At 62.7% G+C, this 25,680-nt stretch carries 23 protein-coding genes, 1 tRNA gene and 1 other RNA gene; 11 read left to right on the top strand and 14 right to left on the bottom strand.

Features of this window, described 5'->3' with window-relative positions; genetic code table 11:
- Positions 1-2: 2 nt before the first annotated feature.
- From MK6180000_RS11615 to MK6180000_RS11595, 5 genes are all read right to left on the bottom strand, one after another.
- Complete coding sequence (locus MK6180000_RS11615) at positions 3-1,157, bottom strand: murein hydrolase activator EnvC family protein (protein WP_246040498.1); 1,155 nt, start codon at positions 1,155-1,157, stop codon at positions 3-5.
- The gene (gene gpmI, locus MK6180000_RS11610) at positions 1,154-2,695 is read right to left on the bottom strand and encodes a 2,3-bisphosphoglycerate-independent phosphoglycerate mutase (protein ID WP_138934883.1); all 1,542 of its coding nucleotides are present in this window, start codon (positions 2,693-2,695) and stop codon (positions 1,154-1,156) included. Before gpmI ends, MK6180000_RS11615 begins: the two co-directional genes overlap by 4 nt.
- Before the next feature lie 177 nt (positions 2,696-2,872).
- On the bottom strand, positions 2,873-3,343 hold the full coding sequence (gene rlmH, locus MK6180000_RS11605) for a 23S rRNA (pseudouridine(1915)-N(3))-methyltransferase RlmH (RefSeq protein WP_138934882.1): 471 nt from the start codon (positions 3,341-3,343) through the stop codon (positions 2,873-2,875).
- The gene (gene rsfS / locus MK6180000_RS11600; RefSeq protein ID WP_342777737.1) at positions 3,343-3,696 is read right to left on the bottom strand and encodes a ribosome silencing factor; all 354 of its coding nucleotides are present in this window, start codon (positions 3,694-3,696) and stop codon (positions 3,343-3,345) included. Before rsfS ends, rlmH begins: the two co-directional genes overlap by 1 nt.
- Before the next feature lie 235 nt (positions 3,697-3,931).
- Entirely contained in the window at positions 3,932-5,269 is a 1,338-nt protein-coding gene (locus MK6180000_RS11595; protein ID WP_138934881.1) for a mechanosensitive ion channel family protein, read from the bottom strand.
- 103 nt (positions 5,270-5,372) lie between these two features.
- Here MK6180000_RS11595 and MK6180000_RS11590 point away from each other — a divergent pair, with 103 nt between their 5' ends.
- The 4 genes from MK6180000_RS11590 to MK6180000_RS11575 all read left to right on the top strand — a co-directional run bounded on the left by MK6180000_RS11590 (position 5,373) and on the right by MK6180000_RS11575 (position 10,547).
- Positions 5,373-6,299 carry a histone deacetylase family protein gene (locus MK6180000_RS11590; RefSeq protein ID WP_138934880.1) on the top strand — a complete coding sequence of 309 codons (927 nt, stop codon included), beginning with the start codon at positions 5,373-5,375 and terminating at the stop codon, positions 6,297-6,299.
- Between the two features lie 132 nt (positions 6,300-6,431).
- The gene (locus MK6180000_RS11585; protein ID WP_138934879.1) at positions 6,432-7,607 is read left to right on the top strand and encodes an MFS transporter; all 1,176 of its coding nucleotides are present in this window, start codon (positions 6,432-6,434) and stop codon (positions 7,605-7,607) included.
- 80 nt (positions 7,608-7,687) lie between these two features.
- Complete coding sequence (locus MK6180000_RS11580; protein ID WP_138934878.1) at positions 7,688-8,710, top strand: aspartate-semialdehyde dehydrogenase; 1,023 nt, start codon at positions 7,688-7,690, stop codon at positions 8,708-8,710.
- A gap of 214 nt (positions 8,711-8,924) precedes the next feature.
- Entirely contained in the window at positions 8,925-10,547 is a 1,623-nt protein-coding gene (locus MK6180000_RS11575; RefSeq protein WP_138934877.1) for a DUF4139 domain-containing protein, read from the top strand.
- A 21-nt stretch (positions 10,548-10,568) separates the two neighbouring features.
- Here the strand turns inward: MK6180000_RS11575 and recR are convergent, their stop codons facing one another.
- The 4 genes from recR to MK6180000_RS11555 all read right to left on the bottom strand — a co-directional run bounded on the left by recR (position 10,569) and on the right by MK6180000_RS11555 (position 13,899).
- Positions 10,569-11,168 (bottom strand): recombination mediator RecR, encoded by a 600-nt coding sequence (gene recR / locus MK6180000_RS11570; protein WP_138934876.1) that lies wholly within the window; start codon positions 11,166-11,168, stop codon positions 10,569-10,571.
- A gap of 78 nt (positions 11,169-11,246) precedes the next feature.
- Positions 11,247-11,591, bottom strand: a complete 345-nt coding sequence (locus MK6180000_RS11565) for a YbaB/EbfC family nucleoid-associated protein (RefSeq protein WP_138934875.1) — start codon at positions 11,589-11,591, stop codon at positions 11,247-11,249.
- 76 nt (positions 11,592-11,667) lie between these two features.
- Positions 11,668-13,455, bottom strand: coding sequence for a DNA polymerase III subunit gamma/tau (locus MK6180000_RS11560; RefSeq protein WP_138934874.1), 1,788 nt, complete (start codon positions 13,453-13,455; stop codon positions 11,668-11,670).
- An 81-nt stretch (positions 13,456-13,536) separates the two neighbouring features.
- Positions 13,537-13,899 carry a DUF202 domain-containing protein gene (locus tag MK6180000_RS11555; RefSeq protein ID WP_138934873.1) on the bottom strand — a complete coding sequence of 121 codons (363 nt, stop codon included), beginning with the start codon at positions 13,897-13,899 and terminating at the stop codon, positions 13,537-13,539.
- Between the two features lie 108 nt (positions 13,900-14,007).
- Between MK6180000_RS11555 and ypfJ the strand changes: the two genes are divergently transcribed.
- Together ypfJ and MK6180000_RS11545 are read left to right on the top strand one after the other, a co-directional pair.
- Complete coding sequence (gene ypfJ, locus MK6180000_RS11550) at positions 14,008-14,862, top strand: KPN_02809 family neutral zinc metallopeptidase (RefSeq protein WP_138934872.1); 855 nt, start codon at positions 14,008-14,010, stop codon at positions 14,860-14,862.
- A 9-nt stretch (positions 14,863-14,871) separates the two neighbouring features.
- Positions 14,872-15,363 carry a phosphatase domain-containing protein gene (locus MK6180000_RS11545; protein WP_138934871.1) on the top strand — a complete coding sequence of 164 codons (492 nt, stop codon included), beginning with the start codon at positions 14,872-14,874 and terminating at the stop codon, positions 15,361-15,363.
- A 10-nt stretch (positions 15,364-15,373) separates the two neighbouring features.
- Here the strand turns inward: MK6180000_RS11545 and ffs are convergent.
- Positions 15,374-15,470: signal recognition particle sRNA small type (gene ffs / locus MK6180000_RS11540), an RNA gene on the bottom strand.
- A 57-nt stretch (positions 15,471-15,527) separates the two neighbouring features.
- The gene (locus MK6180000_RS11535; RefSeq protein WP_138934870.1) at positions 15,528-17,501 is read right to left on the bottom strand and encodes a lytic transglycosylase domain-containing protein; all 1,974 of its coding nucleotides are present in this window, start codon (positions 17,499-17,501) and stop codon (positions 15,528-15,530) included.
- A gap of 157 nt (positions 17,502-17,658) precedes the next feature.
- Here MK6180000_RS11535 and dapA point away from each other — a divergent pair, with 157 nt between their 5' ends.
- Complete coding sequence (dapA, locus tag MK6180000_RS11530) at positions 17,659-18,534, top strand: 4-hydroxy-tetrahydrodipicolinate synthase (protein ID WP_138934869.1); 876 nt, start codon at positions 17,659-17,661, stop codon at positions 18,532-18,534.
- A 4-nt stretch (positions 18,535-18,538) separates the two neighbouring features.
- Here dapA and MK6180000_RS11525 read toward each other — a convergent pair whose 3' ends face one another.
- Positions 18,539-19,498, bottom strand: a complete 960-nt coding sequence (locus MK6180000_RS11525; protein ID WP_138934868.1) for a GlxA family transcriptional regulator — start codon at positions 19,496-19,498, stop codon at positions 18,539-18,541.
- An 87-nt stretch (positions 19,499-19,585) separates the two neighbouring features.
- On the opposite strand from MK6180000_RS11525, the gene MK6180000_RS11520 reads away from it, so the two are divergent.
- The 4 genes from MK6180000_RS11520 (at position 19,586) to MK6180000_RS11505 (ending at position 24,737) form a co-directional block, all read left to right on the top strand.
- Positions 19,586-20,836, top strand: coding sequence for a sarcosine oxidase subunit beta family protein (locus tag MK6180000_RS11520; protein ID WP_138934867.1), 1,251 nt, complete (start codon positions 19,586-19,588; stop codon positions 20,834-20,836).
- A gap of 106 nt (positions 20,837-20,942) precedes the next feature.
- Complete coding sequence (locus MK6180000_RS11515) at positions 20,943-21,230, top strand: sarcosine oxidase subunit delta (RefSeq protein ID WP_138934866.1); 288 nt, start codon at positions 20,943-20,945, stop codon at positions 21,228-21,230.
- Entirely contained in the window at positions 21,227-24,175 is a 2,949-nt protein-coding gene (locus MK6180000_RS11510) for a sarcosine oxidase subunit alpha family protein (protein WP_138934865.1), read from the top strand. The genes MK6180000_RS11515 and MK6180000_RS11510 overlap by 4 nt, the downstream gene beginning before the upstream one ends.
- Complete coding sequence (locus tag MK6180000_RS11505) at positions 24,168-24,737, top strand: sarcosine oxidase subunit gamma (RefSeq protein WP_138934864.1); 570 nt, start codon at positions 24,168-24,170, stop codon at positions 24,735-24,737. Before MK6180000_RS11510 ends, MK6180000_RS11505 begins: the two co-directional genes overlap by 8 nt.
- Before the next feature lie 73 nt (positions 24,738-24,810).
- On the opposite strand, the gene MK6180000_RS11500 is transcribed toward MK6180000_RS11505, so the two are convergent.
- Positions 24,811-24,884, bottom strand: a tRNA-Gly gene (locus MK6180000_RS11500).
- 87 nt (positions 24,885-24,971) lie between these two features.
- On the bottom strand, positions 24,972-25,643 hold the full coding sequence (locus MK6180000_RS11495; RefSeq protein ID WP_138934863.1) for a TIGR04283 family arsenosugar biosynthesis glycosyltransferase: 672 nt from the start codon (positions 25,641-25,643) through the stop codon (positions 24,972-24,974).
- Positions 25,644-25,680: the final 37 nt, after the last annotated feature.

Here is a 25,680-nt window from a genome sequence, read left to right as displayed (position 1 = left end):
GCTCAGTCATCCTTGTCTGTCTTGAACCACAGCGCGGGATCCACGGCGGTGTCACCTTGTCTTACCTCGATATAAAGAGTTTGCGTCCACTCGGTAGCCGCTTCAAGCAGTTCGGCGGGCACAATTTCGTCATCTGTCTGCCCGCCGGCAGCGCCAAGGCCGCCCATCAGGCCAACCGGGCTGCCACCTGGCAGGACCTGTCCTATTTCACCATAGACCACGTCCATCCCGGCAAATACTAGCAGAATTCCTGACTGCGGCTCCAGAATGGCAACATTTCCGTAGTCCAGCAATGGGCCATGATAGCGCAGTGTCGCCGCCGCAGGTGTGGTGACCAGCGCGCGGGGCGGCGCGGCCATCACGATGCCGGGGCGGGTGATGCCTGCCGCGTCAGCCTCGCCTGCGCGGCGCAGGATGCGGCCCTCGACCGGAAGGGGCAACTGTCCCTTGCGATCCTCGATGCCGGGCAGGCTGCCGGGCGCCTCATCCAGCGCGATCTGGCTTAGGCCGCTGGCAAAGCCCGACAGCGATTCGGTGGACGCGATCAGCAGCGCCGTTTTAACCGGATCTTCGGTAAAGCGGCGGGGCAGGTCGGTGCGATCCGCAATGGCTTGGCTCAGCCGCGTCCGGGCCTCCTGCGCCGTTGCGAGGCCATCGGTCAGCTTTTGCGCAGCACTTTGCTGCAAGGTGCGCAGGGCGGTCAGATCCTCTAGGTCGGAGCGCAGGGCGGCGGCGCGTGCATTCAGCGCTGGCGTCACATCGGCCAGCAGCATGCCAGAGCGCGCAGTGCCGACCGGCCCCGCCGGATGCAGCAGCGTCACCGGGGCGGGCGTCGCGTCGATGGCGCTGAGAACGCCCAAAAGTTGCGCAATTTCGGCGTCACGCGATGCCAGATCACGCTCCAGCGTTTGCGAGCGGATTGCCGCCTGCCGCAGCCCGGCGCGCATCGCGCGCAGGCCGGCCTCGAACGCGCGGACGGTTTGGCTTAGCGCTTTGACACGGCTGGACGCGCCATCCGCCTCGTCCAGCGCGCGGGTCGCTTTCGCCAGCATTTCGGATGCGGCGCGCGCTTCGGCGGCGGGATCACCCTCGGCAAGCGCTGGCGTGCAGAATGCTGCAATCAGCGCAGCGGCGCAGATCGCGGCAGCACGTCTCACGCGGTGCGCTCTATCGCTGCAAGGCGAATCAGAGAGCGGCCTGTCATTTGGACGGGCGGCTCTAAATCCATAAGCGACAGCAGCGTAGGCGCCAGATCACTAAGCCGTCCGGGCGCCAATGCAGCGCCGTCCGGCCCGCCGATTAGAATGGCTGGCACGGGATTGGTCGTGTGCGCGGTATGCGGCGCGCCTGTGACCGGGTCTATCATCACCTCGCAATTGCCGTGATCGGCCGTAACAATCATCGCGCCGCCCACCTTTTCGAGCGCAGCTATCACTCGGCCCAGCGCGGTATCCACCGCCTCGCAGGCCGCTATCGCCGCGTCCAGATCGCCGCTGTGGCCGACCATGTCGGGGTTGGCGTAGTTGACGATGATCAGGTCATAGCGCGCCTCGATCGCGCCGATCAGATGATCAGTGACCTCGGGCGCTGACATTTCAGGCTGAAGATCATACGTAGCGACGCGAGGCGACTGGGCCATATAGCGATCCTCGCCTACCTCGGGCGCCTCTCGGCCACCATTGAGAAAGAATGTTACATGCGGATATTTCTCAGTCTCGGCGATGTGGAACTGCGTGCGGCCCTGCTGCGCGACCCAAATGCTGAGCGTGTTTTCCGGCACCTCATCGGGGAAAATGCAGTCCATGTACCTTCTGTGTGCCGCCGAATATTCGGTAAAGCCTGAAACGATGGCAAAGCTGGGCCGCGGCCCTGTTTCGAAATCGTCAAACGCGGGGTCGGCAAACGACGCAAGGATTTCGCGCGCGCGGTCGGCGCGAAAATTGAGGCACAACAGGCCGTCGCCGTCCTGCATCCCTGCGTAATCGCCTAGAACGCGCGGTTTGATAAACTCGTCTGTGCGGCCCTTGCCATAGGCATTGTCGATAGCCTCGGCTGCGGTCTGTGCGACGTAGCCCTCGCCTTGCGCGATGGCGCGATAGGCAAGTGCGACCCGCTCCCACCGATTATCGCGGTCCATAGCGTAGTAGCGCCCTGACACGGTGGCGATGTAGGCGCCCTCTGGCAACGCGTCCTCTAGGTCTTCCAAATAGGACTTTGCCGAGATTTGAGCGACGTCGCGACCATCGGTAAACGCGTGGATAGCCACTGAGATCCCGGCATCCGTCAGTGCGCGCGCGGCCGCAATCATGTGGCCGATATGCGAATGGACGCCCCCGTCCGATAGCACACCCAGCAGATGCGCCGTGCCGCCCGACGTCTGCATTGCATCCACAAAGCGGCGCACGCCGGGCAGAGTGTCAAACGTGCCGGTTTCTACCGCGCGGTCGATGCGGCGCAGGTCCATCTCGACGATGCGGCCGGCACCGATGTTGAGGTGACCCACCTCGGAGTTGCCCATCTGGCCCTGCGGCAGGCCCACGTCTAGCCCGTGAGTGATCAGGGTGGTGTTGGGGCAGGTGGCCATGGCCCGGTCGAAATTAGGCGTGCGCGCCAGAAGCGGCGCATTGCCTATCTCGCTCTCGGACAGGCCCCAGCCGTCTAGAATGCACAGGACAACAGGTTTGGGGGTGCTCATGTCTCGCTCCCGGCCTCGAAAAGGGCCGTTTCATCCGGCTTTTAGCCAAGATGGCGCCGGGGTAAAACTACGTTAACGGTAACGGTACAGCGATTTATGCCGACGCGTGCGCGGCGGAGGGCGAATTCTGCGCCTTTTGCCGAGTGAAAGGCCCGGGTTGGTGGATGACCGTACCGCCTATGAGCGGTGATACGGCCCGCCAGCGAGGATAGTCGCCGCGCGGTATATCTGCTCGGCAAGCATGACCCGGGCCAGCATGTGAGGCCAGACCATCGTGCCGAAGGACACGCTGAAGTCCACCGTACCCCGTAGCGTAGCGTCGATCCCGTCAGCGCCGCCGATAACAAAGGCCAGATCGCCGCGTCCGGCGTCGCGCCATTCGGCGATGCGACTTGCAAATTTCGGCGAGGTCAGTGTGCGGCCCCGCTCGTCCAGTGCCACGCGGACGGCGCCGTCTGGCAGAGCGCGCTCCAGCAGCATCGCCTCTGCGGCAGGGCCGCCGCCTTTCTTGTCCTCAACCTCGTGCAGGGTGGTTGGGCCGAGGCCGAGTGCGCGGCCTGTGCGATCGGCACGCAGGATATAGTCGTCATAAAGCGCACGCTCGGGGCCGGCGCGCATCCGGCCCACGGCGCAAATGTGCAGGCGCATCAGCCGGGGCTGGTGGGCGGTGTGTGCGGCGCCTCAGCGCCGGGGCCGCCTGCGGGCACCCACATTTTTTCAAGCTGGTAGAAATCGCGCACTTCGGGGCGGAACACGTGGACGATCACGTCGCCGGTGTCGATCAGCACCCAATCGCCTGTCTCTTTGCCTTCGACGCGGCTGGCGCGGCCAAGGTCGTGCTTTAGCTTATCGACCAGCTTTTCGGCGATGGAGGCGACTTGCCGGGACGATCGGCCCGAGCATATGACCATGTAATCCCCAATTGCAGATTTGCCGCGCAGATCAATCTGAACGATATCCTCGGCCTTGTCGGCGTCCAGAGACGTCAGGATATGGTCCAACTGTTGCTCGCTGCTTGCTGTATCGGTGGTCGCCGCACGCGCCCCTTTCGGGGATACGGCGGTATCGGCGGTGTTTGCCGCGTCAGTGGAAATGGACAGAACTTCGTCCTCCTGGCTGCGCACCTGATCCTGTCCCGGTGCCGGGTCTGCGTTGGAAATAGCGATCCTGCGGGCAAGTTTCAATGTGGCATAATGATTTGGGCGCCGCAGCGGCAGGCGAATTCCGCCACAAGGGTCAGAATTTTTCTCCAGCGGCATGTTCGCTGTCTGGCAGCATCCTCACTTCGCGCTGTGGGAATGGGATAGAGATACCGTTTTCGCGGAACGCATCCCATAGCGCCAGATAGACGTTGCCGCGAATATTGGTCAGCCCTTGGGTGGGGTCACGAATCCAAAAGCGCAGGATATAATCCACGCTGCTGTCGCCAAAACCGACGATATGGCACACTGGCGCCTTCATGCTAAGGACGCGCGCCACGCTTGCCGCTGCCTCGATTGCGATTTCCCGTACCTTGTGCGGATCGTCGCCGTAGGCGGTGCCAAAATAGATATCCAGGCGGACAAACTCGTTCGAATGGGACCAGTTGACCACTTGGCTGGTGATCAGATCCTCGTTCGGTATCAGGTATTCCTTGCCGTCGCGCGTGACAACGCTGACATAACGTGCACCCAGCGCGTTTATCCATCCAAACGTTTCGCCCAGGCTAATGACGTCGCCGGGCTTGATCGATTTATCCAATAGAATGATGACGCCAGAGACCAGGTTTGACACCACTTTTTGCAGGCCAAAGCCGATGCCGAGGCCGATAGCGCCTGATAGAAATGCAAGGCCCGTCAAGTCGACGCCAACCGTGCGCAACCCGATAAAGAACGCCGCGCCATAGAGTGCAACCTGCAGGAACTTGACCGCCAGCACCTGCATGGAGGGCGAGATTTCCTCGTTACGTTTGATCCTGCTAGAGGTGCTGGTGGACAGAAGCCGCGCGGCAAAGAAAAGCGCGCCTAGGATCGCGATCGCCTGCACAACCAGCCACAGAGATATCCGCGTCTCGCCCAGATGCACGGCGATACTGTCAAGCAGACGCTGCGTTTCGTCGGTTAGACCTAGTATAATAAGCGTTGCCCAAGTCCAGCCGGCATAACGCACGACGCCGCGCACGAACCCGTTGACGATCAACCTCGTGACAAAGGCGATAACCAGCCACGCCACCGCCAGACTTGCGGCGCTGCCAACTAGATAGGATCGGCTAGGCCATGTCAGCTGCTGCATGATCCCAACGGTGATCCATGCCAGCACGACAAAGAAAATCAACCGAATGCGCCGGTGCACCATCACCAAAAGGCGCATCCGCCACTTTGGCCAGCCCTCGCGCGTGCGCATCCAGGCGTGAAGGCGCGGCCCAAAGATCATGCGCAAGATGTGCGCAGCCAGCATTAGCGCCAGAATGATGCCGATCTGATAAGCGTTCCAAGGGCGCAGCAGCGCGACTGAAAATGCGTGCCCCTGCGACCAGAGGCTTAACGCGATTTCCTGTGCCTGTTCGACTGGGGGAAGGGGGGGATCTGTTGCCATGGCGTACAGATTTGCATGCGGCGTGCCTTCCGGCAAGGCAGGACTGGACAGCCGCGCCCTTTTCACGCTTGGATTGCCGCTCCCATTCGCGAAAGACGTTGCCATGACCACAGCCTTGATCAGCCATCCTGACTGCCTTGCGCATATCGTGCCGGACGGCTACCCCGAACGGTCCGCCCGGCTAGAGGCCGTGCTGCGCGCACTGGAGGGCAAGGCCCTGCTGCACGAGGACGCGCCGCTGGCCACAAACGCGCAGTTGCGGCGCGTGCATCCACAATCTCATATTGATGCGCTGGACGCGATGATGCCAACGGCTGGCTGTTTACCTGTCGATGGTGACACATGGGTCTCGCCCGGCTCGATGGTTGCCGCCCGGCGCTCCGCGGGCGGTGCGATACATGGCGTGGACATGGTGATGGGCGGCGCCGCGCAGAACGCTTTTGTCGCAACGCGCCCGCCGGGCCACCATGCCGAGCGGGCGCAGGCCATGGGGTTTTGCCTGCTGGGCAGCATTGCGGCTGCGGCCAAACATGCGGTGGATCATCACGGGCTAACGCGCGTCCTGATTTTTGACTTCGACGTGCATCATGGGAACGGCACGCAGGATCTGGTGCAGGATGATGCGCGCATTGCGTATCTGTCGTCGCACCAGATGCCGCTATTCCCCGGCACTGGCGATCCGTCCGAGGCGGGCATCGCGGGAAATGTGCATAACGTACCCCTGCGCAGCGGCGCGGGCAGCGCAGAGTTCAGGGCCGCCATGACGGATCATCTGCTGCCTGCCGCGCACGCCTTCGCGCCTGAATTGGTGCTGGTGTCGGCCGGTTTTGACGCGCACTGCGATGATCCGCTGGCTGGCCTCATGCTAACCGAGGCGGATTTCGAATGGATCACAGATGCGCTTTGCGATCTGGCGGATACACATTGCGGTGGCAGGCTGGTGTCGTGTCTGGAAGGTGGATACGACCTCGCCGCGTTGGCCGCCAGCGCGGCGGCGCATGTGGACGTGCTGATCGCGCGCGGCGGCTGAGCCTGCGCGAGGCGCCGGGCTGCCACCTTGCTGAAAATACTCGAATTCTGCCACTGCGCGATACGGGTTCGGTCCCTTGCCAGTACTGCGCCATCGTGCCAAATCAAGCGACCACACGCCGCGGAGGGATTTATGCGCGCCGGTTTGTCATTGCTGTGCCTCACCTACGTTCTCAGCCAGTTCTATCGCGCATTCCTTGCCGTTCTGGGCAGCGTGCTGGAAAGTGATATCGGCGCGGGCCCCGAGGATCTGGCGACGGCTTCGGGCCTTTGGTTCCTCGCCTTTGCGGGCTTGCAGCTGCCGATTGGATGGGCGCTGGACCGGATTGGGCCGCGTCGTACCGTGTCAGCCGTCCTGTTGATTGGCGGCGCCGGGGGGGCGCTGATGTTTGCTGCGGCCACCAGTCCGGCTCATATCAACATCGCGATGATGCTAATCGGCGCAGGCTGCGCGCCGGTTCTGGTATCGGCCTATTATATCCTCGCCCGGCAGGGCAGCCCGGCGCAGTTTGCCACCATTGCGTCGCTTCTGATGGCTATCGGCTCGCTCGGTAATCTGGGCGCGTCCTGGCCGATGGCTTGGGCCGTCGATGCGTTTGGCTGGCGCGCGGCGATGATGTTCCTTGCGGCGATTACGGCCGCAGCGTCACTGGTTCTTTTCGTGCTATTGCGCGACCCGGAGACAGCGCCGGGCGGGCGGCGCGGATCATTGCTGGACCTTCTGAAAATGCGTGCACTTTGGCCGATAATGCCGCTGATGTTCGTTTGTTATGTACCTGTCGCCGCGATCCGGGGCCTTTGGATCGGTCCATATCTCAGCGATATTTTTGGCCTCGCCACAGCGCAACTGGGGCAAGCGTCGCTGGTGATGGGGATCGCGATGATCGGTGGCACGCTGATCTACGGGCCGCTCGACAGGGTTTTTGGAACACATAAGTGGGTGATCTTTATCGGCAACATGGGCTGCGCGGTCACCTGCCTTTTGCTGGCAGTTCTGGTCGGGCAGAGCGTCGGACTTGGCATAGCGCTCTGTGCGGTGATCGGGATGTTCGGGTCGACGTTTCCAATTATGATTGCGCATGCGCGCGGATTTTTCCCGGCGCATCTGGCGGGCCGCGGCGTTACGTTGATGAACCTTTTCGGGATGAGCGGCGTGGGTTTATTGCAGCTCGGCTCGGGTGTGCTGCATGGGCGCGTGGCGGCCAGCTCTGGAGATCTTGCCGCTTACGGGACGCTCTTTGCGTTTTTCGGTCTGGCCGCGCTGACCGGATCGCTGATCTATCTGTTCAGCCGAGACGCGCCTGCATGACGCCACCCCTTTCCTACAGCGGCCATGCGGTTTAAGACGCGCAGCAAGCCGAACCGGATTTACATCAGGAGTTATTACAGATGGGCTATAGGGTCGCCGTTGTTGGTGCCACGGGCAACGTGGGCCGCGAAATGCTGAACATTCTGGCCGAGCGCCAGTTCCCCGCCGATGAGGTGGTCGCACTGGCCAGCCGGAAATCGATAGGCAGCGAGGTCAGCTATGGTGACAAGACGCTGAAAACCAAGGATCTGGATGCGTTCGATTTCACTGGCTGGGATATCGCTCTGTTTGCCATCGGGTCCGACGCGACCAAAATCTATGCGCCCAAGGCCGCCAAGGCGGGCTGCATCGTGATCGATAACAGCTCGCTCTATCGCTATGATCCGGACGTGCCGCTGGTCGTGCCCGAGGTTAATCCCGAGGCCGTCGAGTTGGTGCACAAGAAAAACATCATCGCAAACCCCAACTGCTCGACCGCGCAGATGGTCGTCGCGCTCAAGCCGCTGCACGACCGCGCCCGTATCAAGCGCGTCGTCGTCAGCACTTACCAGTCCGTCAGCGGCGCCGGTAAGGAAGGCATCGACGAGCTGTGGGACCAGACCAAGAGCATCTACAACCCCACAGACGACAAGCCTGCGCGCAAGTTTACCAAGCAGATCGCCTTTAACGTGATCCCGCATATCGACGTCTTTATGGATAGCGGCGACACCAAAGAAGAGTGGAAGATGGTCGCCGAGACCAAGAAAATCTTGGACACCAAGATCAAGGTCACAGCCACTTGCGTTCGCGTTCCGGTCTTTGTCGGGCATTCCGAGGCGATCAACATCGAGTTCGAGGAATTCCTCGACGAGGATGAGGCGCGCGATATCCTGCGTGAGGCGCCCGGCATCATGGTCATCGACAAACGCCAAGACGGCGGCTACGTCACGCCCATCGAATGCGTTGGTGATTTCGCCACCTTTGTCAGCCGTATCCGGCAGGACAGCACCATCGACAATGGTCTGAACCTGTGGTGCGTGTCCGATAACCTACGCAAGGGCGCCGCCCTCAACGCGGTCCAGATTGCCGAGACGCTGGGCCAGCGCGTGCTGAAAAAGGGCTGATCCCGCCTGTGGGCTACATCTTGGCGGTTGGCGCATCATATTGCGCCGACCGATCCCCGCAGATCGCGGCGAATTCAAATCCAAAATTGCACGAAACAACACCTGATCCGGCGCAGTCCGAGATAGCATTTTTCCGCGCATAACCTCGCGGGAATGCTTGCAATCCGGCACGCCGCATCGTCCAATCTCGCCGACCCTGCCGGAGAAGCTGATCATGCGTACCACCACATTCATCCTGACGCTCACCCTTGCCGGGCCGACGGCCCTGATGGCCGAGGATATCGCGCTGACCAGCCGCGTCAGCGACGTTACCCTCTATCCGCAGGGCGCGACGATCCACCGCGAGGTGCCGTTCACTGCGCCCGCCGGACAGCATGAATTGATCCTGCTGGATTTGCCTCAGGATACGGACCTGCAAACGGTGCGCGTGACTGTCACAGGCGCCCAGATGGGTAGCGTGACGACCCGCCGCAATGCCCAGCCACCGCGCGGCGAACGACAAAGCGCCGCGATCAAGGCCGCCGAGGCCGAGGTGGAGCGGCGCGAAGAGGCTCTTGCGATGGCCCGTTCAGATATCGCGCGGCTGCGCCTTGTTGTTGATGCAGCAGACGCGCAGGTGCAGTTCCTGTCGCAGTTGGGGCAGGGCGATGGGATCGCCGCGCAGGACGTCAGCACCTTACGCGATCTGGCGCAGATGATCGGCGCGCAGACGCTGGCCGCGCGCGAGGCCGCCCATGACGCCGCTCGCAAGGCGGAGGAGGCCGAGAAGGGCCTGAAGGACCAGATCAAGGCATTGGAAGAGGCCCGCCAAGCGTTGGCCGCACTGGTACCCGAGGACGAGGACCGCGCGATGTTGGCCGTATCTGTCACGGCAGAGGACCAGACTTCAGGAACGCTGGACGTAACCTACCAGACATGGAACGCCGGATGGGCACCAGTCTATGACATGACGCTGACGCGCGCGACCGGCGCGCTGGATATCACGCGCGGCGCTTACCTGCAGCAAAATACCGGCGAGAATTGGCAGGACGTGGCGCTGACCTTGTCCACGGTGCGGCCTAGCGGCCAGACCCGTCCCAGCGAAATCGGCCCCCTTTTGCGCCGCATCGGCCCGCCGCTTCAACTGATGCGCAAAGAGGCGCTGGGCGCCGAGATGAATGATATGGCGATGTCCGAGTCTGCACCGGCCCCCGCGGTGATCGCGGCATCTGCCACGTTTGACGGTCTGGCTGTCACCTACGACTACGAGCCGACCGTCTCGGTTGCTTCGGGCGCTGATGCGCTGCGTATCGCGCTGGGCACTCTGTCAACGCAGGCAGAAACGCAGGCCCGCGCCGTGCCGCTCTTTGACGAAAGCGCATTTCTGGTGGCCGAGTTCACCAATGATATGGGCGAGCTGATCCTGCCCGGCGAGACACATTACTACTTGGGCGCCACTTATGTCGGACAAACCCAAGGTCAGCTGATCGCGGCAGGTGCGGAGGCCGAGGCGTCCTTTGGTCCCATCGATGGGCTGCGCCTGACCCGCACCACGCTGGACCGCGAAGAGGGCGGCAGCGGCCTGATTCGAAAGTCCAGCGACCTGACCGAAACAGCGCGCATCGAGATTGAGAACCTGACCGGCGAGGCGTGGCCCCTGCGCGTGCTGGACCGCGTGCCATATTCCGAGCAAGAGGATCTGCAAATCGACTGGCAGTCCGACCCCCGCCCCAGCGAAGTGGACGTGGACGGTCAGACCGGCGTTCTGGCGTGGAAGTTCGATATGGCCCCGGGCGAAGAGCGCACCCTGACGCTGGAGTACGACATGCAATGGCCCGAGGATCAGGTGCTACGCTGACGCCACCTGCTCAAGCAATTTTCAGGTCTGGATATCCTTGCGCGCGCTCAAGGCCGCGCTGATCGTGCCGTCGTCCAGATAGTCTAGCTCTCCGCCGATAGGCACGCCTTGGGCCAGTGAGGTCAGGCGCACGCGCCCCTCGATCTGGTCAGCGATGTAGTGGGCGGTGGTCTGCCCGTCGATCGTAGCGGCGAGGGCGAGGATGACTTCAGTGATCTTCTCCTGCTCGATCCGGCCGATCATTGCGGGGATGCGCAACTGTTCAGGGCCAACCTGATCCAGCGCGCTAAGGGTACCGCCGAGGACGTGATAGCGCCCCTCGAAGGCGCCGCCACGCTCCATCGCCCAGAGGTCGGAGACGCTTTCGACCACGCAAAGGATGCCGTTCGCGCGTTTGGGCGCGAGGCAGATATCGCAAACCTCAGCCGTGCCGATATTGCCGCAGACGGCACATTCGCGTGCGGTCTCAGCAACCTTCTGCATCATCCCGGCTAGCGGCAGCAGCTTGATCTCTCGCTTGGCGATCAGATGCAGGACCGCACGCCGCGCTGAGCGAGGGCCAAGGCCCGGCAGCCGCGCCATCATCTCGATCAGGCTGTCGATATCGCGGGTTGAACTCAAAAGGTGTGTCCTGACGGCGGGCGGCGCAAACGCCTTTGTTAAAGGGGGGGCGCAAGGCGCACTGCTGGCGGGCTGCAGTTAGAACGGCAGTTTCATATCCTTGGGCAGGCCCATCGCTTCGGTTAGCTTGCTCATCTCTTCTTGGGCGCGGTCGCTGGCTTTGCCTTGGGCGTCCTTGATCGCGGCGAGGATAAGGTCCTCAACAACTTCCTTGTCGTCGCCCGAGAATATGCTGGGGTCGATGTCGAGGCTCTTTAGCTCGCCCTTGCAAGTGGCGACGGCCTTAACCAGGCCAGCGCCGCTTTCGCCGGTAACGGTAAGCGTGTGCATCTCTTCTTGCATCTCAGCCATCTTGCCTTGCATTTCCTGCGCGGCCTTCATCATCTTGGCCATGTCGCCCATCTGGCCCAGTCCCTTGAACATATCCGTCTCCAATTTGGTCAAAACGCTTTGCGTCTAGATACGCGCGCGCGGCATCTGGAACAAGGGGAGGGGTATTTTAGTCCTCCTCAAAGGGGTCCCATTCGTCCTCGACTTCTGGCAGCGCCTCGGCCTGCGCCTCGACTGCCATCTGGCGCGCCGTTCGAATTTCGATGATCTGAGCGCCCGGAAAGGCGTCCTTGACGGCCTGCACCAGTGGATGCCCCTCGGCCTCGGCGCGCAGCGACATTTCCTCGGCGTCACGCTCGCCCGCGATGGTCGTGGCGCCGCCCTCATTGACCAGCGTGACGGCCCAGCGATTGCCGGTCCAGCGCTGAAGCGCAGCGCCGAGGCGCTGGGCCAGATCGCGGGGGGAATTTTCGGTCGGAACAAACTCGATCCGGCCGGGCTGGTAGGCCGCCAGTTGCACGCAGGTTTCAACCTCGACCAACAGTTTGACATCGCGATTGCTGCGGATCAACTCGACCACGTGGTGGAATGTCGGATAGTGCGCCAGCGCCGCGTCCGCTGCGATGGCCAGCGTCTGGCCTGCACCATTGCCAGAGGATGCGCGCGGCTGTTGCGGCTGCGGCACTGGCGCCGAATATGCGCCCTGCGATGCATGCGATGTCTGCGATGTCGGCGTTTGCCCGTCGCTACCGCCCAAGGGCGCCGCGCCGGAGGGCGCGCTGGCAGGAACGGGCGTGTCCTTCAGCTTGCGCAGCAGTTCTTCGGGGCTGGGCAGATCGGCAACATGCGTCAGGCGGATTACAGCCATTTCGGCGGCCATCATGGCGTTCGGTGCGCTTGCGACCTCTTCCAGCGCCTTTAGCAGCATCTGCCACATGCGCGTCAGCACGCGCATCGGCAGCGCCTCGGCCATTTGCAGCCCGCGCGCGCGCTCATCCGGGCCAATAGTGGGATCGTCCGCAGCCTCGGGGGTGATTTTTACGACCGAGGTCCAGTGCGTAATTTCGGCCAGATCGCGCAGGACGGCCAGTGGATCGGCGCCGTCGGAATATTGTGCGCCAAATTCGGTCAGCGCGCCTGCCGCGTCGCCCTTGAGGATTAGATCGAACAGGTCCAGCACGCGGCCCCGGTCGGCCAGCCCCAGCATGGCGCGAACCTGATCTGCGCCCGTCTCGCCCGCGCCGTGGCTGATGGCCTGATCCAGTAGCGAGGTCGCGTCGCGCGCCGATCCCTCGGCGGCGCGAGTGATGAGCGCCAGCGCGTCATCGGTGATGCCTGCGCCCTCGGCATCCGCAATTTTGCGCATGAGTTTCAGCATAACCTCAGGCTCAATCCGCCGCAGATCAAAGCGCTGGCAGCGGCTCAGGACCGTCACTGGCACCTTGCGGATTTCCGTTGTGGCAAAGATGAATTTGACGTGGGCGGGCGGCTCCTCCAGCGTTTTTAGCAGCGCGTTGAACGCCGAAGTGCTAAGCATGTGCACCTCGTCGATGATGTAGATCTTGTAGCGCGCACTGGCGGCGCGATATGCAACCGAGTCGATAATCTCGCGGATGTCACCGACACCCGTACGGCTGGCAGCGTCCATTTCCAGCACATCGACATGGCGGCCCTCCATGATGGATGTGCAATGCTCGCACACGCCGCACGGGTCGGTGGTGGGGCGACCCTCGCCATCGGGACCGATGCAATTCATGCCCTTCGCGATGATGCGGGCGGTCGTCGTTTTGCCAGTGCCGCGGATGCCCGTCATAATAAACGCCTGGGCGATACGGTCGGCCTCGAACGCATTTTTCAATGTGCGCACCATGGCGTCCTGTCCGACCAGATCGGCAAAGGTTTCGGGCCGGTATTTGCGGGCCAGAACGCGGTAGCCGGAAGGGGCGGTGTCGGTCATGTGGGGCGTGCCTGCTGGAATCGGGAAACTCTGGTCTGCAACGTATGCGCAGGGCGCGCCCGCGTCCACCCAGCCTGCCGCCTACAGCATCCACAAAACCGCGCCCGTACCGATTGTAGCGAGCGTCAGCAGCGCCGCGAGTCTTTGAAAGTTCTTGGACCCGGTGACGTTGGCATCGCGGGCAGTGAGGTGCTGATGGGTCTTGTGGGCTTGCCTGGCAGCGATCCAATAAATGATCGTTGCGGTTAACAGAAAGAGGCTTGCCACAGCCTTGGCGGCCCATGTTGGCTCAAAATCGCCGAAGACCGCCTTTAGCGCGATGGCCACGCCGACAGCGCCCAGCCCGAGGCCCATCCACGAATTAAACGTGCGTTCATTGGCCATGATCGTGCGATCCTCGGCCCAATCGGTGCGCTGCTCTGCTTTTTCGGTCTTGTCCGTCATGGGGGAACGCTAAGCGATGTACGCGCGTTTGGCGATATGGGTTTTTCTGGTGCGCCGGGCGCAGGACGCTATACCTGTAGGGACTGTAACCGGGCAGGAGCAGACATCATGAGACTGAAAGGATTGCGCCGCAGCCGCAATATCGAGGACCGCCGCAGGTCTGGCGGCGGCGGTGGCGCGCGGGGCGCGGGTATCGGCGGTGTCGGGTTGATCGTGGTGCTCGCCATCGGGTATTTTGCCGGGATTGACGTGACGCCGATCCTGAACGAAATGCAGGGCGGCGGGGCAGTTCAGAATGCGGCTCCTCGCCAGCTAAGCGCTGAAGAAGAGCACGCCGCAGACTTCAGCTCGCGCGTGTTGGCGAGCACAGAAGAGGTGTGGACCGACCTGATGCCCAGCCAAGTTGGACAGGACTACCGCCCGCCGGTGATGGTGCTCTATTCCGGCATCACGCGCAGCCCGTGCGGTGGTGCATCCGGCGCGACCGGGCCTTTCTATTGCCCGGCGGACCGCAAGGCGTACCTAGATACCGAATTTTTTGCGACACTGTCGCAGCAATTGGGCGCGCGGGGCGATTTTGCTGCGGCCTACGTCATCGCCCATGAGGTTGCGCATCACGTCCAGAACGAGCTGGGCATTTTGGGGCAGGTGAATGATGCGCGCCAATCCAGCAGCGAGCGGCAGGCCAACGCGCTGACCGTGCGGCTGGAATTGCAGGCCGATTGCCTTAGCGGCGTCTGGGCGCAGGCGGTGGGCAACCTGCTAGAGCCGGGCGATATTGAGGAGGCGTTGAATGCCGCGCGCCGGATCGGTGACGACCATTTGCAACGTCAGGCAGGCCGTGTGCCGCAGCCGCATACGTTCACGCACGGCACGTCTGAACAGCGCTCGCGCTGGTTCGCGACTGGCTTTGAGTCTGGTCAGATGGGCGCGTGCGACACGTTCGGCGCCGAGCGATTGTAGGGCGGTCGGATGACAGCCCTCGTCATCCATGCACTGCCAGTGCTGCGGGGTATCCTCGCCATTTCGGCGCTGCCGGGGGCGGGGGGCGATTATGACGCTGATCTGGCGCATCTACACGATTGGCGCCCGGCGCTGGTTCTGACACTGACGACGATGTCCGAAATGGTGGCAGCAGACGCCGGCGATTTGGGGCCCGACATAATGCATATCGGCACGCGGTGGGTTCATTTGCCAGTGGCGGACTACGGTGTGCCTGATGCAGCTGACAACGCGAAATGGCGCCGGGCCGTGGCCGACGCGCTTCCTGCGCTGCGCGGGGGCGGGCGCGTTTTGATTCATTGCAAGGGCGGATGCGGGCGTGCTGGCATGGCCGCGCTGCGGCTGATGATCGCGGCAGGCGAGGCACCTGATGCAGCGCTTGCCCGCCTGCGCGCAGTCCGCCCCTGCGCGGTCGAGACCAAAGCCCAGATGCGCTGGGCACTGCAGGGCGGCGCCGAATAGGGGGGAGTAAGGTGAGAGGCTGGACAACGACCCAAGCGAGGCTCGTTACGGCTGCTTCCTTCCGGATCTGACCGGGTTGGCGAGGTGCCTGCCCGCGCCAACCTCTCGACCAACCAGATAATGCGGATAATCGGCCGATGCAAGAGGGGCGCGCGCTGCGATGTCTACTTCAGCGATGACGGCACCGTCGCGCCAACTAATTCCTGACTGAATGGCACCGGATGCGGTGCCTTGCCCAGTCTTGCACGGTAGATCGGCAGACTTTCGGCGACGCGCTGGACGTAATTGCGCGTCTCGTCGAAGGGTATGAACTCGATCCAGTCGATCACGTCCAAATCGCCCATTCCGGTGCCATCCCTTGGATCGCCGCGCTCGGACATCCAGCGCGGCGGGCGGGCTGGCCCGGCGTTGTATCCTGCCGACATCATCACCACATTCGCGCCAAACCGCTGCGACATCTGCGCCAGATAGGTGGAGCCGAGCCGCGCGTTATAAGGCCAATCGCTAAGGACGCGGCCCCGGTCATATTCAATGCCCAGATCGCGCGCCACGTCGCTGGCGGTGCCGGGCAGCACCTGCATCAGCCCCAGCGCGCCCGCGCCACTGGCGACGCGGTGGTCGAACTCGCTTTCGCGGCGGGCAATGGCAAGGGCCATTTCCATCGGGACGGGCAGATCCATCTCCTGCATTGGATGCAGCGCATAGTAGTCGGCGGGTAGTACAATTCCGCGCCCTGCCGCTGCCTTGCCCAGCATGATCTGCAAGTGGGGCTGGCCCATATCGCCCAGAGCCGCGCCGAGGCTGCCCATTTCGCCGCGATTGAGCGTACCTGCGAGCGCATTGATGAACCATTCGGCCAGAGTTAGCTGGTCGGACGCGGCCAATAGCGTGATCGCCTGAAAGAGATCGCCATGCGTGAACGCAGCCTCCTGCCACGGCGGAAACACCTCGCCGCCTATCAGTGCTGGATCGAATGGCAACCCGGCCTTTTCGGCGGCCAGCAGTCCGTAAAAGCTGGTTTGCTCTCCCGCGCCTTGGGCATAGGTCAATTGCGCGCCTTCGGGGTCGCCCAGCGCCTCTTGCGCGCGTCCGATCCAGTAATGCGCGCGGCCCAGTGATATAGGCGTCTCCACGGCGGCGCGCAGCCGTTGGAAGTGATCCAGCGCCAAGGCCGGATCGTCCATGAAACGTAACGCCAGATAGCCCGACAGCCATTCCAGATCGGCATAGGCACCACCATCCTGCAACTGGTGGTTGGCAGCCAGATCGTAGGCGCGGGCATATTCGCCATTGCGCATCATTCGGCGGGCAAAGCTGCGGCGCCACCCGGCCCAGCGCCATGCCTCGCCCAGACCGTTCTCAATCTGGCTCTGGCCTTGCATCAGGGTCATAGCTGCCTCGGCCTTGTCGGCCTTGATGTATTGCTCGAACAGCATGTAGGCGATGCCGGGATCGCGCTGCATCTCTTGGGGCAGGCTGGCAACTTTTGCCTCGATACCGCGTCTCCCGTCGCGGGCCATCAGGCGGATATCGGCGCGCGCGCGGGTCTCGTCGTCAACCAGCGGCAGCATCAACGCCGAATCGCGCAGGCCGCGCCACAAGGTCATGTCCATCCGGGCGGCGTGGTGCGGCACTAGAATGGTGCCGTAAGCGTTCAAAAAGTTGGTATGCTCTTCGGAGCTTAGATCGAAGGTGCGCCATGCGGCGATCACGCCCTTTTCGGCATCGCGCTGGCGTCCCTTTGCTGCCTGCGCTGCGGCAAGGCGCAAAACACCCTCGCCGGTTTCGGGCGGCGCGCCCTCATAGAACGCGATGATCTGCGCATCATTGGCATTCTTCAGCACTTCCTTGGATTCCTCGCGGATTTTGTCCAGCCCCGGCCAGCCGGGATGTGCGTTCAGAAATGCCAGCACCTCGGGCAGGGTGCCGCGTCCCGACCGCAGGCGCGCCCACTCGACGAGCTCCTTGGCGACGGGCCCATCGCGCGCGGCCAACTGTGCGGCGCGGTCCCAGCGCCCGGCTGCGCCTGCGTCCAGCGCGCTGGACAGTGCGCGGGGCGGCGTGATGCGGGATGGCTCGCCAAAGGAGGGCAATGCGCTGCACATCATCAGCAGGGCAGCTAAAAGAGAGCGCGTCATGTCTTGCATTTCCCGTCTTGGCGAAGGATAGACAGCCCAGCCTACGCGTGCGCCGGGGCGCCGTCCACCATCCCATATAGGGATGCGGTGGGCAGCCTGCCACAGCCGCGCCCAACGTTTCGGGCCGATATGCCCGGCATTAGCAAAGGACGCCGCCATGATCAAAGGATCGCTTCCAGCCCTGGTCACGCCCCTGAAAAACGGCGCGGTGGATTTCGATACGCTGGGCAAACTGGTGGAGTGGCATATTGCTGAGGGTAGCAATGGACTAGTCCCCGTCGGCACGACAGGCGAGAGCCCGACCCTCAGCCACGACGAGCATATGGCCGTTGTTGAGGAAGTCGTGCGCGTCGCTGCCCGCCGCATTCCTATCGTCGCCGGCGCTGGCAGCAACAACACCGCCGAGACGATGCGGCTGATGCAGCACGCGCACAAGGTTGGCGCCGATGCCGCACTGGTCGTCACGCCCTATTATAACAAGCCTACGCAGCGCGGCCTGATCGCGCATTTTACCGCCGCCCATGATTGCTGCGACCTGCCGATCATCATCTACAACATCCCCGGCCGGTCGGTCGTCGATATGTTGCCCGCCACGATGGGCGAATTGGCAAAACTGCCCCGTATCATCGGCGTCAAGGACGCCACCGGCGATCTGGCCCGCGTCTGCGCGCAGCGAATTACCTGCGGCCCGGACTTTATTCAGGTGTCTGGCGAGGACGCGACTGCCCACGGCTTTAACGCCCAAGGCGGCATTGGCTGCATTTCCGTCACCGCCAACGCCGCGCCCAAGCTCTGCGCGCAGCTACAGGCCGCTTGTCTGGCGGGCGATTATGCGGAGGCGCTAAAGCTTCAGGATCGCCTGATGCCGCTGCACCACGCTATATTCACCGAGCCGGGACTGGTCGGTGTGAAATATGCCATGTCGTTGATCGGCCAATGCAGTGAAGAGGTCCGCTCACCGCTTGTGACGCTGACAGATGGCACCAAAAAGCTGGTTGAAGACGGAATGCGCCACGCTGGCCTGCTGAACTGAGCGTCTAGCGATACGTGGACGGCGCGTGTCCGAACTGCGCCGCATAGCTGCGCGAGAAATGCGACGAATTGGCAAAGCCGGTTGCCAGCGCGATTTGCGTCAGGGGCAGGGCTGAATTGCGCAGCAGGCTCTGCGCCCGTGCCAGCCGTAACGCGCGGTAGTACCGCATTGCAGGCTGGCCCAGCTGATCCGCAAACAGCCTGTTGAGCTGCCTTGGCGATACGCCTGCCACCTGCGCCAACTGGCCCAGATCCAGCGGATCGGCGATATGGGTCTCCATCACTTCGACGGCGTCCAGAATGGCGGGGGTGTGGGTGCCCACGCGTTCGGCCAGCCCGCCCCGCTGCGGGCCGACAGGCGGGCGGATTTCTGTGTGCATGAACCAGTCGCTGACCTGACGCGCAAAGCCTGCGCCGTGCTGCCGGGCGATCAGGGCGTGCAGCATGTCCAGCGGCGCAGTGCCGCCAGCACATGTCATCCGGTCGCGGTCGATCACATATAATGTGCGTTCCAGCGCCAGATCCGGCGATACCTCGGCCAGCGCCTCGGCGTATTCCCAATGCAGCGTCATGCGGTGCCCCGCCATCAGTCCGGCGCGTGCCAGAATAACCGGCCCGCCCGATACACCCGCTAGGGCCGTCCCCTCGCGCGCCAGCCTCGCGAGCCAGCGAAAGAGCGCGGGATCAGCATATCCGCCCACGTCGCCGCCGGCGATTACGAACAGCATGTCCAGTCGCAGTGCATCGCCAACCTGCACATCCGGCGGAACAACGACTGCGCCCGAGCTGTGCACCGGGCCACTGCCCATGCCGATGTGAACCACGTCATACAAAGTGCGCCCTGCCAGCAGATTGGCCGCGCGCAGCGGCTCTACCGTGGCGGCGTAGGACATGACGGCAAAGTCAGTGATCGGCAGGATACCGATTCGCATGGGCGCTATGGGATGATCGTGCGGTATGTCCATTTTAGGCATCTATCCGACTTTTTTAGGAAAGTGCAAATGCCGTAAACAGACCATGCTGCAGGCAACCTGACATATCGGACGATCTACATGCGCTATTCCGCTCTCCGCATCCTCAAGGAAGGCCTGACCGGCAACAAGGGTTGGAAGCCCGTCTGGCGCGAGCCTGAGCCAAAGGCCGAGTATGACGTCATCATCATCGGCGGCGGTGGTCACGGCCTTGCCACCGCATATTATTTGGCCAAAGAGCATGGCATCACCAATGTGGCGGTCGTCGAAAAGGGCTTGCTGGGCAGTGGCAATGTCGGGCGCAATACCACGATTATCCGCTCCAACTATCTCCTGCCGGGCAACGAGCCTTTCTATGAGCTATCGCTGAAGCTGTGGGAAAATCTGGAGCAGGACTTCAATTACAACGCAATGGTGTCGCAGCGCTCAATCCTGAACTTGCTCCATTCGGATGCGCAGCGCGACGCGTTTATCCGGCGCGGGAATGCGATGTTCCTCGCGGGAGCCGACGCCGAATATGCCACAGCCGAGCAGTTGCGCGAAGAGTTGCCGTTTCTCGACTACGACAACGCGCGCTTCCCGATCAAAGGCGGCCTTTACCAGCGCCGCGGCGGCACTGTGCGCCATGACGCGGTTGCATGGGGCTATGCGCGCGGGGCCGACAGTCGCGGCGTCGACATCATCCAGAACTGCGAGGTCACCGGTTTTCAGATAGAAAACGGCGTTTGCAGAGGTGTCGAGACATCCCGCGGTCCAATTCGTGCCAAGAAGGTCGCGATGTGCGTTGCCGGCTCCTCTGGCCGGGTTGCTGCACAGGCCGGAATGCGCCTGCCTATCGAATCCCATGTCCTACAAGCCTTCGTCACCGAAGGGCTAAAGCCGGTCATTCCCGGCGTCATCACTTTCGGCGCGGGCCATTTCTATGTCAGTCAGTCTGACAAGGGCGGGCTGGTATTTGGCGGCGATATCGACGGCTACAATTCCTACGCCCAGCGCGGCAACCTGCCCGTGGTCGAGGACGTGGCCGAAGGCGGCATGGCGATCATGCCGATGATCGGGCGCGCGCGTCTTCTGCGCAGTTGGGGCGGCATCATGGATATGTCGATGGACGGCTCGCCCTTTATCGACAAGACCGATATCGGCGGTCTCTATTTTAACGGCGGCTGGTGCTATGGCGGTTTCAAGGCCACGCCAGCCTCTGGCTGGTGCTACGCCCACCTGCTGGCCAAGGATACGCCACACCCCGTAGCCACCGAAATGCGCCTCGACCGGTTCCGGCGCGGCCATATGATCGACGAAAAAGGTCAGGGCAATCAGCCTAACCTGCATTAAGGGACTCCATGTTTTTTCCTGCTGAAAACAATCACATCCCGCCCCTGCCAGAGGCCCAGTGCCGCTTTCAATCCGCCTCTGCTGCGGGACATTTCGAGGTGAACACATGATCATCGACCACCCCCTTCTGGGTCCGCGCGACGCCGCCGAATTCATCTATCTGGGCGACGCCGCCCTGATCGACCGTCCCGATTGGCAGGCAGAGGATGCCGCCGATAAATTCTATGAATATGGCTACCTGCGCGACAACATCGCCGGGAAGATGCAGGAGCTGTGGTATCACGAGCAGGGGGATCGCAGTTGGCTGGTCGTTACCCGCGACACCCTTACCCACGAGATTACCGACGTTGAAATGGCCCGTGACGTGGCCCGCGCGAGAGGGCGCAGCAAATGAGCCAGATCAACCGTATCAAGGGCGGCCTTATCGACCGTTCGCAATCGCTGGATTTCACTTTCAACGGTAAAACCATGCAAGGCCATGCGGGCGATACGCTTGCCTCGGCCCTTCTTGCCAATGGCCAGATCCTGGTCGGGCGCTCGTTCAAATACCACCGCCCGCGCGGCATTTTCACAGCAGGCAGCGAGGAGCCGAACGCACTGGTTCAGCTGCGCACTGGTGCGGCCCAAGAGCCGAATACCCGCGCTACCGTGGCCGAGTTGTTCGACGGGCTGACCGCCACCAGCCAGAACCACCGTGGCCCGCTTGAATTTGACATGATGGCTGTCACCGACCTGTTGTCGCCATTCCTTAGCGCCGGGTTCTACTACAAGACATTCATGTGGCCCAAAGCGTTCTGGGAAAAGCTGTATGAGCCTGCCATCCGCAACTCTGCCGGCCTTGGCCGCCTGTCGATGCAAGAGGATCCCGATACCTACGACAAGGGCTTTCTGCATTGCGATCTGCTGGTCATCGGGGCTGGCCCGTCTGGCCTGTCTGCTGCGCTGGCTGCTGCGCGTTCCGGCGCGCGCGTGATCCTTGCCGATGAGGATTTCGCACCCGGCGGGCGGCTGAATGCCGAAACGCTTGAGGTCGACGGTATGACAGGCGCGGGCTGGGCGGCGCAGACCGCGGCCGAATTGGCGTCGATGGACAATGTCCGCCTCATGACGCGCACTACAATTTATGGTGCCTACGATCACGGTATCTATGGCGCGTTGGAACGGCGCACCGATCACCTGCCCGGCGCAGGCGGCAAGCCGCGCCAGATCCTCTGGCGTATTTATTCCAAGCGCGCAGTTCTGGCCGCCGGCGCGATCGAGCGCCCCATTGCATTCGGCAACAACGACCGCCCCGGGATAATGCTGGCTGGCGCCGTGCGCACCTATGTCAACCGCTACGGCGTCACGCCGGGCCAGCGCGTTGCCGTCCTGACAAACAACGATGATGGCTGGCGCACGGCGTCGGACCTAGCTGCCAAAGGCGTCGAGGTACGCGCGATCATCGACACCCGCGACGCCCCTGCTGTGTGCGACGTGCCGGGCGCGCGCCATGTGCGCGGCGCGGGGGTGGTCGATACATCGGGTCGCCGCGCGCTCAAGCGGATTACGCTGACCGATGGCCAGATGATCGACGTCGATTGCCTTGCCGTTTCGGGCGGCTGGAACCCGTCGGTGCACCTGACCTGTCATCAGCGGGGCCGTCCTGTCTGGCGCGATGACATCTCGGCCTTTGTACCTGGGCGCGACCTGCCGCAGGGTATGGTCGTTGCCGGGGCCGCGAATGGCCAACTGACGCTAGCTGCCGCGCTGGCAGAGGGGCGCAAGGCCGCCAATGCGCAAGTCAAGGATCTTGGCTTTACCCCCTCACGCAAGGCGGCGCCCAAGGCCGAGGATGAGGCGCATGACGGCGCGCCGAAGTGGCATATTCCCTCCGGCAAGACGCGCGCCTGGGTGGATCTGCAAAACGATGTGACCGTCAAGGACATCAAGCAATCGCACCAAGAGGGCTTCCGCTCGGTCGAGCATCTCAAGCGCTATACGACCACTGGCATGGCCACCGATCAGGGCAAGACGTCGAATATCCCCGCGCTGGCGATCATGGCCGAATGCAGCGGCAAAACGATCCCCGAGACGGGCACGACCATCTTTCGCCCGCCCTACACACCGATCCCCATTGGCGCGTTGGCTGGCCGCGCGCGCGGCACCGATTTCCGCCCCTACCGCCTGACGCCCAGCCACGAATGGGCCAAGGCGAACGGCGCGACCTTTATCGAGGTCGGCAACTGGCTGCGCGCGCAATGGTTCGTCAAAGGCAATGAGGCGGGCTGGCGCGATTCGGTTGACCGCGAGGTGCTGAACACCCGTAATTCTGTCGGCATTTGCGATGTGACCACGCTGGGCAAGATCGACGTGCAGGGCAAGGACGCCGCCGAATTCCTGAACAAGGTCTACGCCAACGGCTTTGCCAAGCTCGCAGTCGGGCGCGTGCGGTATGGCATCATGCTGCGCGAGGATGGCATCTGCTACGAAGACGGCACCACCGCGCGCATGGGCGAAAACCACTTCGTTATGACGACCACCACTGCCAACGCGGTTCTGGTATTCCGGCGGATGGAGTTCGCGCGCCAGTGCCTCTGGCCCGATCTGGACGTGCATCTGATCTCAACCACGGACGCGTGGGCACAGTTCGCCGTCGCTGGTCCCAACGCGCGCAAGCTGCTGAGCAAAATCGTTGATGCCACGCAGGACATGTCGAACGAGGGATTTCCCTTTATGGCCTGCGGAGAGATTACCGTTTGCGGCGGCACGCCTGCGCGCCTCTTCCGCATCTCATTCTCGGGCGAATTGGCCTATGAAATCGCCGTGCCCGCGCGCTACGGCAATTCTATGATAGCCGCGTTGGTCAAAGCAGGCGAAGAGTTCGGCGCGAGCCCCTATGGGCTGGAGGCGCTGGGTGTCATGCGCATCGAAAAGGGTCACGCAGCCGGCAATGAATTGGATGGGCGGACTACTGCGCATAACCTTGGCATGGGCCGCATGGTCAGCGACAAAAAGGACTGCATTGGCAACACACTGTCACAGCGTCCCGAGTTGAATCGCGAGGATGCAGAGAAAATGGTTGGCTTCCGCCCGGTGGATCGCAGCCAGAAACTGATCTCCGGTTCGCATTTCATCAACAAGGGCGATGATGCGACCATGGCCAACGATCAGGGCTGGATGACGTCGGTGGCCTATTCGCCCAGCCTTGAGCATTCGATCGGCCTAGGGTTTATCAAGTCCGGCGATAGGCGCATGGGCGAAATTGTCCGCGCCGTCAGCCCGGTCCACAACATCGAGATGGAGGTCGAGATCGTCTCGGCCCACTTTATCGACCCCGAAGGAGAGCGCCTGCGTGCCTGATTTCACCCTCACTGCCGCGCCGCCACTGGCAGGCTACGACCGCAGATTTGGCGATATCCATCTGATTGCGCCTACCGATCTCGCTATCGTGTCCATCGCCCTGCCGCTAGGGGCCGAAGATGCCGCCAAAAAGGCGATCAAAACCGCCTTTGGCATAGCGCTGCCCGAGATGGGCATGTCAGCCGTGGCCAAGTATAAGACGTCTGTGATTATGCGCCTTGGCGTCGATCAGGCGTTTGTTCTGTTCCCCAGCGCAACACCGGATGCGGAGCGGCAGATTGCGGCAAAGCTGAAGGGCGCGGCCTACACCACGGATCAGACAGACGGCTGGTGTGCCCTGCAAATATCCGGCCCCGGCGCGCTCCGCGCGCTAGAGCGGATTTGCCCGGTAGACCTGCATCCGGCTGCGTTTGCGGTTAATGCGATTGCGCGTACCGTGATGGAACATATGGGCGCCATCGTCGCGCGCACAGGCGAGGATACGTATCTGCTGCTATCGGCAAGCTCGTCCGCGAAGTCGTTCCTTCACGCGGTAGAAGTGTCGGCGCAGAACGCGACTTGAGGTATTCGCGAGGCGAATGTCGGAGAAAGCTGAACTTTCCTCTATAACGCTTCGCATCTAAATCGGGAAATCTTGGAGCGGGCGGCGGGAATCGAACCCGCGTCATCAGCTTGGAAGGCTGAGGTCTTACCATTACACAACGCCCGCTCAGGCCATGCCTGATTAACGCGGCCCGCGCGCCGAGGCAAGCGGGCAAGGCTGAATATGCAAAAATTCGCCAGAAACCTCTTTGCTTTAGTATCGGCTGCGCAGAACCTCAGGATCGGCCCCGGTCAAATAGCGCGTCAGCAGCCACAGGTTGCGCGCGCCGCGCCGCGCCCAGCCATCGCGCAGATACCGCGCCGCGCCTGTCTGCACAGCCAATGGCATCATGCACAATCGCGGGCCCAGGCGGCGTGCCATCGCCACATCCTCCATCAGCGGAATGTTGTCAAAGCCGCCCGCTGCGTCATAGTCAGCCCGGCTGATCAGCAGGCCCTGATCGCCGTATGGTAGGCCAAACAGCCGCGAGCGCAGATTCGCCCAGCCAGCTACGATGCGCGGCGCGGCGCCGCGCACGTCGAAGACGAGGCGAAAATAACCAGGCCTGCCATCCGCCATTTGTGCCAGAACGGCCCCTGTCCAGCCCGCAGGCAATCCGGTATCGGCGTGTAAAAACAGCAGCCAGTCCCCGTGTGCCATCCCGGCGCCGCGCCGCATCTGCCCGCCGCGTGACGCAGCCCCATTGCACCAAAGCGCGCCGACCTCATCGGCAATCTGCCAGGTGGCGTCAGTTGATCCCCCGTCTGACACGATTAGCTCTCGGATCAGCCCGGCCTCAATCCCCTCCATGAGGCCGCTCAGCAATGTCGGCAGTTCGGCGGCGGAATTGTATGTCGGCACGATTACAGACAGCCTTGCACGCATCCCACCAGCCCCCTGTTGTCCGGCCAAACCATCCTGT

This window comes from Roseovarius arcticus (assembly GCF_006125015.1).
Lineage (GTDB): Bacteria > Pseudomonadota > Alphaproteobacteria > Rhodobacterales > Rhodobacteraceae > Roseovarius > Roseovarius arcticus.
The sequence above is the reverse complement of the archived record's forward strand: the minus strand, read 5'-3'. Positions and strand labels throughout refer to the sequence as shown.